This window comes from Mycobacterium sp. 1245805.9 (assembly GCF_001672915.1).
In the GTDB taxonomy this organism is placed as follows: Bacteria; Actinomycetota; Actinomycetes; order Mycobacteriales; family Mycobacteriaceae; genus Mycobacterium.
This window is the reverse complement of the sequence record NZ_LZKR01000226.1, coordinates 39,743-48,501: the sequence shown is the minus strand read 5'-3', so window position 1 is coordinate 48,501 and position 8,759 is coordinate 39,743. Positions and strand designations below refer to the sequence as shown.

Below are 8,759 nucleotides of genomic sequence, written 5' to 3'. Positions count from 1 at the left end.
CGGCCACCCCGCCCGTCGCAACGCCGGGGACCGAACCCGTCGCGGCCACCGCGCCGGCGCCAGCACCCGCCGCCGCGCCGGCGCCCGCACCGGGTCCCGCGCCGGACGCCGCGCCCGCTCCCGCGCCGGGCCTGGGGCCTGACGCCCCGCCCACGCAGGACTTCATGTATCCGTCGATCGGCACGAATTGCCTTGCGGACGGCAGCAGTTCGATCGCGACCGCGCTGTCGGTGGCGGGTCCGGCCAAGATCCCGACGCCGGGACCCGGGCCCGGCCAGACCGCCTATGTGTTCACCGCGGTCGGCACGCCCGGGCCCGCCGAGGTGCAGAAGCTGCCGTTGAACGTCACCTGGGTGAACCTGACCACGGGCAAGTCCGGGACGGTCGCGCTCAAGCCGCGCACCGACATCAACGGGGACGGGCCGACGACGCTGACGGCGATCGTCGACACCGGCTCGGGCAGCATCATGTCGACGATCTTCGGGCAGGTCACCACCAAGGAAAAGCAGTGCCAGTTCATGCCCACGATCGGCTCGACGGTGGTGCCGTAGCGCGCCCTAGGCGGTCCAGCCGGGCGAGCGGCCGAGGTGGCTCAGGATGCGGTCGAGGTCGCTCGCGCCGTCGGGCGCGGCGACGGCCGGGCCGAACGGCGCGCCGTCCGTCGTGCGGTAGTCACCATCCGGGATGACGAACACCAGCGGCAGCGCGGCGGCCACCACGTCGTCCGGGAGCGCGAATTCCGCGCCGATGCTCCGCGCGACGTCCCAGCCGTGCACCACGTAGTCCACGAAGTGGAAGCCGATCGCGATCGCGCCGGGGAACGCCGCCCCCGGCCCGAACTCGGGCAACGAAAAACTCGCGTCGAGCACGCCGTCGGCGGCGAACGCGTCGAGCACCTCGGCGGCGGCCGCCGCGTAACTGCCGCCCGGATCGGCCGCGACCGCGTCGACCACGCGGTCCGCCTCCCAAACGCTCGCGCTGTCGCCACGGCCACGGGCGGCCGCGGCGAACCCGTGATGTTGCGCGGTCATGTGGGCGAGCAGGTCGAGCAGGTCCCAGCCGGCGCAGGGCGTGGGCCGGGACAGATCGTCGCGCGTGACAGCCGCGACGACGTCGACGGACGCCTGCACGGCGGCGCGGTGGAACGGTCGGACGTCGGAAATAGTATGCATCCGCAGATCGTATACATTCGCATATTATCTGTCAACGCTACGCTTTCCGCATGGTGACGAGGGCGAGGCGTCCCGATCTCGCGGCGATGATGGCGCCGCTGGTTCGCGAGATGATGGCGGCCGAGGTTCCGGTGCTGGAATCGCACGGGTTGTCGATGTGGGGCTACATCGTGCTGAGCGCGCTCGACCGCTCGCCGGTGCGCAGCCAGGCCGCGCTCGCCGAGGCGATCGGCGCCGACAAGACGCGCATCATCCCCACGCTCGACGACCTGCAGGACCGGGGCTACATCGAGCGCCGGCCCGACCCGGACGACCGCCGGGTGCGCCTGCTGGAACTCAGCGAAAAGGGCCGAGCCGCGAAAGATGCCGCGCAGCAAGACATTCAGCGCGGCGAAGAGCGCTGGCTCGGGAGGCTGTCGGCCGAAGACCGTCGCCTGTTCCTGCGCGTCCTGCAGCAGCTGTCGGCGACGGACGGCGGCTAACTAGTACGCCATGAACAGGATGGCGTCCCGGTCGTACTCGAGGCCCGGGTGGACGCTGGCAAGGTGCGCCTGGGTGAGCTCGACCAGCTCGTCCTCGTCCTTGCCCGTGATGGCTTCGCCGCACGGACACGTGATGTGTGTCTTCACGTTGCCGCCTTTCCCTTCGCTGCTGCCTTCATCTGCTTCTTATACGACCGCACCTGTCCAAGCGAATGGGCGTCGACGATGTCGGCGACCGACAGGTGCGTGCCGGCCTTGCCGAAATCCCCGGCCGCCGCGCGCCACCCCGTCGGCGTCACCCCGTACTGCTTGCCGAGCAACGCCAGGAAGATCTTCGCCTTCTGCTCGCCGAAACCGGGCAGCCCCTTGAACCGGCGCAGCAGCTCCTTCCCGTCGGGCTGACCGGCCTTCCACAGCCCGGCGGCGTCGCCGTCGTAGTCATCCACGATGATCTGCGCCAGGGCCTGGATGCGCTTGGCCATCGAACCCGGGAAGCGGTGCACCGCAGGCCTTTCCGCGCACAACGCGGCGAACTTGTCCGGGTCGTACGCGGCGATCTGGCCGGCGTCCAGGCCGCCCATCCGGTCCGCGATCTTCTTCGGTCCCGCGAACGCGGTCTCGAACGGCACCTGTTGGTCCAGCAGCATGCCGATCAGCAACGCGAACGGGTCATCTTCCAGCAGCGCGTCGGCCTCGGGCTCCTGCGCCAGGCAGAGCTTCGACATACGCCGACTCTAGCGCCCTGACCACCGGGCTATCGTGGCGTGGTGGTGGATGAGGCCAAATTGGACCTGATGCTGGCCCGTGACGAACTGCATCAGCTCGTCAACGCCTACTGCCGGGCCGTCGACCGCGCCGATTATGAAGCGCTGCGCGGCCTCTACCACCCCGACGCGACCGACTCGCACGGATCGTTCTCGACGGGTGGTGTCGAGCAGTTCATTGCCCAGCTGCGGGCGGCGGAACCCTACGTGCGTGTCTCCCAACACAACGTCACCACAACGAATTTCGTGATCGAGGGCGACGCCGGCCGCGGTGAAATCTACTGCCTGGTGTTTCACACCTTCGCCGGTCCCGAACGCGACATCGACGTCATCATTGGCGGCCGGTACCTGGACCAGTACCGCAAACACGACGGCCGCTGGAAGTTCAGCCAGCGCACGATCGTGGCGGACTGGGCATACCAGAAGGACCCGTCGGAAGTGGACTTCGGACACCCCAGCACCCGCGGCAGCCTGCGCGGCCAACCGGGCCAGGCCGACCCGTCGATCGGCCTATTCACACCCGGCTGAACCGGTGGCATCCTTTCGGGATGAGCGTGCGGGACGAGTCGACCGCCGGACGGCAGTTCGTGGCCAAGCTCCCCTTCCCGATGTCCAAAGCGATGTCGAAGATGATGACCGACGAGGCGCGCCCCAACTGGATTTACTTCATCGTCATGGGGGTGGCCCTGGCGGCGGTATACGGGGGCTTCTACCTGGCGGAGCACGCCCCCGCAGGATGGGAGCGGACGCGCAGTGTCGCCGTGGTCGGCATCGTCCTCGTCGTAATCGCGCTCCTATACGTCGGGCGGCGCGCCACCGGGGAGATCCCGATTACGGTCGCGGCCGATGGGCTGACCGTCAACAAGGGGCGCCCGGTGGTGTTCTCGTTCGGTGACGCAACGCTCGGCCTCTGGGCGTACGGCAGCGCGACCAAGGTGATGGGGAGCGCGCTGCACCTGCGGTCCGGCACCCATCACTTTGTCCTCGGTGGACGGGATCATCGTGTGGCCGCCGGAACCCGGCTCGACGAGCCGCCCCAGGGCTACGTCGACGCCTGGTTGTGGGCCTCGGATTTCGACGAGTTGCTCGCCATGGTCGGCCGCCGGAGTACCGTGCGGGCCCACCAACCCGGGACGGGGGAACCGACTCGCTGTCTGCTGTATCCGAACATGGAGTTGGCGCAACAGATGTCGGCGTGGTCCGTCGTGGACAAGAACCGACTCTTCGCGTCGTCCTCGCAACCGCTGGTGGCCCTGGAGCTGGGCACGGATTCGATCCGCGTGGTCGACGCGAGCAACGGGGCCGTCATCGCGACGGCTCCCGTTGCGCACGTGACCGCGACGCCGGAAACCTACAAATGCCGGCGGTGGCGAAACGGCCCGTCCTACAAGCAACCCAAGCCGTCGCCCGTTCTCGTCCTGTGCGTTCCCGGCGTGGAGCCCATGCCCATCGGGTGTCAGGAGTACCGCGGCGTCCTGGACTTCTCAGCGCGATTCGCGTGGCGCGGCACGGTCCCGGATCGGGTGAACCGGCCGGCCGACTATTCGGTCGCGGCCGGCGATTGGCTGTTGCTCGTCGATCGCTTCGGCTTGGCCCCGCAGCTGGTGGACAGGGCGCACACGAATTAACCGCTCTTGCGGCGGAATTCGCGCCGGCTCTCCACCGGTCCATGCGCGCGCGGGTGCTTGTCGCCGCCGTCTTTGTGCTCCGACGCGCCCGACGACTTGGCCTTCTTGCGATCCAGGGCTTCACGGAATTTGCGCTTCGTGTCGTCCTCGTCTTGCGGGTTCGATTCGGCCATACCCGCAGCCTAGCCTGGACCGCCGCGCCTGGCTTGTGGTTTTTACCGCTTCCCCGGCGGCAGGCCGTAGACGTGCGAGATCCGCAGCGTCATCAGCACCCGCCGGTCGGTGACCATCGCCTCCCGGTACTCGTCCCAGTCCGGATGCTCGCCGGCGATGTTGCGATACAACGCAATCAGCGCCTCGACGGTGTCGTCGTCGGGCGCGGCGGCCGGGGCTGTCAGTTCCGCCGTCCCCTCGGCGACGGCGTACGACCAGCCGTCGTCGGCGTCCACCAGGATCGAGGCCCGCGGGTCGCGGCGCAGGTTGCGGGTCTTGGCCCGCGGCTCGGTGATCGACACCCGCACCACCAGCTCGCGCGGGTCGAAGTGGTAGCTCACGTTCGACAGTTGGGGTCGCCCGTCGCGCTTGATGGTGGCCAGCACCCCGAGGGAATTTCCGCTGATCACGGCCAGCAGCTTGTCGTCGAAGACTTGGCGTCCCATGGGAGAAAGCCTACGTCGTGGTGAAATCGAAACATGACCAGATATGCGGCGTTCCTGCGCGGCGTCAACGTCGGCGGCGTCAACCTCAAAATGGCCGAGGTCGCCAGCGCGTTGACCGAGGCGGGCTTCGCCAACGTCCGCACCATCTTGGCCAGCGGCAACGTGCTGCTGGAGTCGTCCGCCGGGGCGGCCGCGGTGCGCAAGAAGGCCGAGGCCACCCTGCGCAAGAGGTTCGGCTACGACGCGTGGGTGCTGGTGTACGACATCGATACGGTGCGCGCCGTCGTCGAGGCCTACCCGTTCGAGCGCGAGGTCGAGGGATACCAGTCCTACGTCACGTTCGTCGCCGACAAGGCGGTGCTCGACGAACTCGCGAAGTTGGGCGGGGGCGCCGACGAGAAGATCGGCCGCGGGGACGGCGTCGTCTACTGGCAGGTTCCCAAGGGCGCCACGCTGGACAGCACCATCGGCAAGACGATGGGCAAGCCGCGCTACAAGTCCTCGACGACGACCCGCAACCTGCGCACGCTGGACAAGGTTTTGCGCTGATTGCCTTGCGGGCCAACGTCACTCGTCGGGCACGTTGGTGAGGTAGCGCATCGCGTCGGACTTGGTCAGCCCCAGCGCCCTGGCCACCTCGACGTACTCCTTGGCGGCCGCGGCCATCGCGGCGTCGGTCGGATCGAAGCGGGAGATGAAAGTGCCGAAGCGCCCACGCGTTTCGACGATCGCCGCCGACTCCAGCTCGCGGTAGGCCCGCGCCACGGTGTTTGCCGCGACCCCCAGCTGGCCCGCCAGCTCACGCACCGTCGGGAGCCGCGAACCGGGCGGCAACGCACCGGCCCGGACGCCGTCGATGACCTGGGTTCTGAGCTGGTCGAACAGCGGTTTGCCCGCCTTCACGTCGACCTTCAGCCAATCCCGCAGCTCCACTTCTTCAGTATGTCCCAAGCACGACTATCTTTGTGGGATGCGAGTAACTGTGCTCAGCGGCGCGGGGATCTCCGCGGAGAGCGGGGTGCCGACATTCCGGGACGACAAGAACGGATTGTGGGCCCGCTTCGATCCCTACGAGCTGTCCAGCACGCAAGGGTGGCGCAAAAACCCCGAACGGGTCTGGGGCTGGTATCTGTGGCGCCACTACCTGGTGGCCGACGTCGAACCCAACGCCGGGCACCTCGCCATCGCCGCGTGGCAGGACCACGCCGAGGTCACCGTCGTCACCCAGAACGTCGACGACCTGCACGAGCGCGCCGGCAGTAACCCCGTGCACCACTTGCACGGAAGCCTGTTCGAATTCCGTTGCGACCGTTGCGATATGGACTACTCCGGGCCGCTGCCCAAGATGGCCGAGCCGGCGGTGGAGGTCGAGCCTCCGGTGTGCCACTGCGGCGGCCTGATCCGGCCGGACATCGTGTGGTTCGGCGAGCCGCTGCCCGACGAGCCGTGGCAGCGCGCGGTCGATGCGACCCAGGCCGCCGACGTGATGGTCGTGGTGGGGACCTCGGCGATCGTCTACCCGGCGGCCGGGCTGCCGGACCTGGCGCTGTCGCGCGGCACCGTCGTCGTGGAGGTCAACCCCGAGCCGACGCCGCTCACCCCGAGCGCCACGATCAGCATCCGCGAGAGCGCAAGCCAGGCGCTGCCCGAGCTGCTGCAGCGGCTCCCCGCGCTCTTGAATTCTCCTTAATTCTCCTTAGCCCTCGAGACTGCGCACAGATCGCGGTTCGTCCACACAATCGCGCGCTGAGCGCAGTCTCGACGCGGCTTTCGTCAGTCTGGCCGGTGAGCGTGCGGTCATGGCAATCGACGAACCCTTTATCGGCAGCGAGGCAGTGAAAGCCGGCACGCTGCGGAAGCATGAGCTGCGCTCCAAATTCCGCACGGTGTTTCCCGACGTTTATGTGCCGCGCGATCAACGACTGACGGTGCGCGACCGTGCGATGTCCGCGTGGCTGTGGTCGCACCGACAAGGTGTGCTCGCAGGGTTGACCGCTGCCGCCTGGCACGGCGCGAAGTGGGTGGACGACGACCTGCCCATCGAGTTGGTGTGGTCGAACGCCCGGCCGCCACGAGGCCTGCGAACCTACGACTTCGACCTCCTTCCCGACGAAATCCAGGTGGTCGCGGGCATTCCAGTGACGGCGCCGGAGCGCACGGCATTCGACATCGGTCGGCGCAAGAACATGGCTGCGGCGGTTGCACATTTGGACGCCCTCATGCGGGCGACCGGCACCAAGTCAAACGAGGTCCTCCAAATTGCGGAGCAGCATCGCGGCGCGCGGGGACTCAGGCAACTGGAAACGGCACTGGACCTTGTTGACCCCGGCTCACAGTCGCCGAAAGAGACGTGGCTACGCCTGCTCTTGATCCGCGCGGGCTTGCCGCGGCCGACGACCCAGATCCCGGTGCTGGTCGAGGGGCAAACGTATTACCTCGACATGGGATGGGAGGACCTCATGGTCGCCGCCGAGTATGACGGCGAGCAACATCGCCTCGACCCCTGGCAATACGCATGGGACATTCGTCGCAGTGAGGCGCTGGCCCGGCTCGGCTGGATCGTCATCCGGGCGATCGCATCCGATCGTCCCGGCGCCATCATCGCGCGCGTTCGGGATGGGCTGTCGTTTCGCGAAGGCACCCAGCCTGCGTACAGATCGCGATTTAGGCCTCAAACCACGCGCTGAGCGCAGTCTCGGCGCAGGCGCCGAAAGAACTAGGGCCGCCGCGCCCGGCCCAGCGCCAGCTCCGATACCGGCAACGGCGCCCATATCGGCAGCGTCCACTCCCGCCGCGACGTGTCCACCTCGAAACCGGCGTCGACGATCGCGCGCTCGGTGTCGCGATGGGTGTGGCAGTTGCCGAACAGCCTGGGCCACAGCGTCGCGTCGGCAATCCGTTGCAGCCGGCCCCGACCGCCGGCGCTGGCCACATGCTCGAGGAACCTCAGCTCCCCGCCCGGCCGCAGCAGCGAGTACATCCGGCCCAGCACGCCCGGGACGTCGCGCACCGAGCACAACACCAGCGAGCACACCACGGCATCGAAGAGCTCGCCGTCGCTGAAGGCCTCGGCGGTCTCCCCGATCACCACGACCGGCACGGGCGCCGCCTCGGCCGCGGCGCGGGCGTGGGCCCTCAGCCTCGGCTCGGGCTCGACCGCGATCACCTGCTCGACCGTCGGCGGGTAGTTGGCGAAGTTCGTCCCGACGCCCGCGCCGATTTCCAGCACCCGGCCCGACAGCCCGGCCACGTTCTCCCGGCGCAGCGCCCGAACCGCCTCGGCCTCGTGGGCGGCGACGACGGGCCAAACGCGCGCGAAGAACGGGTTGTCGATCGTGCGCTCGGCTGCCTGCGTCATTTCCGCGACTCCTCCGGCGGTCGATGCGCCGCCACCCAGGCCGCCAACATCTGGGGTGTGGCGTGCCGGCCGCAGTATCCCATTACCAATTGCCCGCAGAACACGGAGGACAGCACCCGGTCGGCGAACGCCTCGGCGTCGCCGAACGGCAGGTGCGGCTTGGCGATCAACATGGCCGCGACCCCGTGCAGCGCGCTCCACAATTCCAGCGCGACGGTGGTCGGATCCCCTGGGCGGTAGGTGCCGTCGTCCATCAGGCGCTGCACGGTGGCGCGGATGTGCTTGAACGCGGAGTTGCTCAGCGTGGCGTCGACGCTGCTCCCGGAGCGCCACTCGCCCATCGTGGCGATCCGGTACAGCCCCGGGGTCTGGACCGCGAGCCGTACGTAGGCCAGCCCCTGCGCGCGCAGGACCTCCACCGGGGAGGTGTGCTCGGCGGCCAGGCGCCGCATTTCGGGATCCAGCTTTTCGAAGTAGCGCGCGCACACCGCGTCCAGCAGGGCGTCCTTGTCGGCGAAATGCAGATAGATCGACGGCGGTGTGACGCCGACGCGCTGTGCCACCGAACGAATCGACACCGATCGCGCGTGCCCGGTCTCCAACAGCAACTCGGTGGCCGCGTCCAGGATCTCGTCGTGCAGGCGCTCGCCGGAGCCGCGGGGAGCCCTGGCGCGACGCAGACCTTCGGCCGACACG

At 68.6% G+C, this 8,759-nt stretch carries 14 protein-coding genes and 1 pseudogene; 7 read left to right on the top strand and 8 right to left on the bottom strand.

What is annotated here, in order from left to right; translation table 11 throughout:
* Positions 1-551, top strand: a pseudogene (locus tag A9X00_RS29330) (hypothetical protein); the annotation flags it as partial.
* Between the two features lie 6 nt (positions 552-557).
* Here the strand turns inward: A9X00_RS29330 and A9X00_RS29325 are convergent.
* A complete protein-coding gene (locus tag A9X00_RS29325) occupies positions 558-1,172 on the bottom strand; it encodes a TIGR03086 family metal-binding protein (protein ID WP_082975600.1) in 615 nt (204 codons plus the stop codon).
* A 50-nt stretch (positions 1,173-1,222) separates the two neighbouring features.
* On the opposite strand from A9X00_RS29325, the gene A9X00_RS29320 reads away from it, so the two are divergent.
* On the top strand, positions 1,223-1,654 hold the full coding sequence (locus A9X00_RS29320) for a MarR family winged helix-turn-helix transcriptional regulator (protein ID WP_067161986.1): 432 nt from the start codon (positions 1,223-1,225) through the stop codon (positions 1,652-1,654).
* On the opposite strand, the gene A9X00_RS29315 is transcribed toward A9X00_RS29320, so the two are convergent.
* Both A9X00_RS29315 and A9X00_RS29310 read right to left on the bottom strand, forming a co-directional pair.
* Positions 1,655-1,801 carry a DUF1059 domain-containing protein gene (locus A9X00_RS29315; RefSeq protein ID WP_065037196.1) on the bottom strand — a complete coding sequence of 49 codons (147 nt, stop codon included), beginning with the start codon at positions 1,799-1,801 and terminating at the stop codon, positions 1,655-1,657. It abuts the gene before it with no gap.
* Entirely contained in the window at positions 1,798-2,379 is a 582-nt protein-coding gene (locus A9X00_RS29310; protein ID WP_067161983.1) for an HhH-GPD-type base excision DNA repair protein, read from the bottom strand. Before A9X00_RS29310 ends, A9X00_RS29315 begins: the two co-directional genes overlap by 4 nt.
* A 39-nt stretch (positions 2,380-2,418) precedes the next feature.
* Here A9X00_RS29310 and A9X00_RS29305 point away from each other — a divergent pair, with 39 nt between their 5' ends.
* Both A9X00_RS29305 and A9X00_RS29300 read left to right on the top strand, forming a co-directional pair.
* Positions 2,419-2,946, top strand: a complete 528-nt coding sequence (locus A9X00_RS29305; RefSeq protein WP_067161980.1) for a nuclear transport factor 2 family protein — start codon at positions 2,419-2,421, stop codon at positions 2,944-2,946.
* A 20-nt stretch (positions 2,947-2,966) separates the two neighbouring features.
* Positions 2,967-4,046, top strand: a complete 1,080-nt coding sequence (locus tag A9X00_RS29300) for a hypothetical protein (protein WP_067161977.1) — start codon at positions 2,967-2,969, stop codon at positions 4,044-4,046.
* Here the strand turns inward: A9X00_RS29300 and A9X00_RS31575 are convergent.
* A complete protein-coding gene (locus tag A9X00_RS31575; RefSeq protein WP_197515312.1) occupies positions 4,043-4,219 on the bottom strand; it encodes a DUF5302 domain-containing protein in 177 nt (58 codons plus the stop codon). The two genes, A9X00_RS29300 and A9X00_RS31575, sit on opposite strands and share 4 nt — an antisense overlap.
* A gap of 42 nt (positions 4,220-4,261) precedes the next feature.
* Positions 4,262-4,705 carry a PPOX class F420-dependent oxidoreductase gene (locus A9X00_RS29295; RefSeq protein ID WP_067161975.1) on the bottom strand — a complete coding sequence of 148 codons (444 nt, stop codon included), beginning with the start codon at positions 4,703-4,705 and terminating at the stop codon, positions 4,262-4,264.
* A 33-nt stretch (positions 4,706-4,738) separates the two neighbouring features.
* On the opposite strand from A9X00_RS29295, the gene A9X00_RS29290 reads away from it, so the two are divergent.
* Complete coding sequence (locus tag A9X00_RS29290; RefSeq protein ID WP_067161972.1) at positions 4,739-5,254, top strand: DUF1697 domain-containing protein; 516 nt, start codon at positions 4,739-4,741, stop codon at positions 5,252-5,254.
* Between the two features lie 18 nt (positions 5,255-5,272).
* On the opposite strand, the gene A9X00_RS29285 is transcribed toward A9X00_RS29290, so the two are convergent.
* Positions 5,273-5,638, bottom strand: coding sequence for a GntR family transcriptional regulator (locus A9X00_RS29285; protein WP_067161969.1), 366 nt, complete (start codon positions 5,636-5,638; stop codon positions 5,273-5,275).
* Between the two features lie 37 nt (positions 5,639-5,675).
* Between A9X00_RS29285 and A9X00_RS29280 the strand changes: the two genes are divergently transcribed.
* Both A9X00_RS29280 and A9X00_RS29275 read left to right on the top strand, forming a co-directional pair.
* Positions 5,676-6,395, top strand: a complete 720-nt coding sequence (locus tag A9X00_RS29280) for an NAD-dependent deacylase (RefSeq protein WP_067161967.1) — start codon at positions 5,676-5,678, stop codon at positions 6,393-6,395.
* Between the two features lie 115 nt (positions 6,396-6,510).
* On the top strand, positions 6,511-7,392 hold the full coding sequence (locus tag A9X00_RS29275; protein ID WP_082975602.1) for a hypothetical protein: 882 nt from the start codon (positions 6,511-6,513) through the stop codon (positions 7,390-7,392).
* Between the two features lie 29 nt (positions 7,393-7,421).
* On the opposite strand, the gene A9X00_RS29270 is transcribed toward A9X00_RS29275, so the two are convergent.
* Together A9X00_RS29270 and A9X00_RS29265 are read right to left on the bottom strand one after the other, a co-directional pair.
* Positions 7,422-8,063 carry a class I SAM-dependent methyltransferase gene (locus A9X00_RS29270; protein ID WP_067161961.1) on the bottom strand — a complete coding sequence of 214 codons (642 nt, stop codon included), beginning with the start codon at positions 8,061-8,063 and terminating at the stop codon, positions 7,422-7,424.
* Positions 8,060-8,758 (bottom strand): TetR/AcrR family transcriptional regulator, encoded by a 699-nt coding sequence (locus A9X00_RS29265; RefSeq protein ID WP_067161957.1) that lies wholly within the window; start codon positions 8,756-8,758, stop codon positions 8,060-8,062. The genes A9X00_RS29270 and A9X00_RS29265 overlap by 4 nt, the downstream gene beginning before the upstream one ends.
* Between the last annotated feature and the right edge of the window lies 1 nt (position 8,759).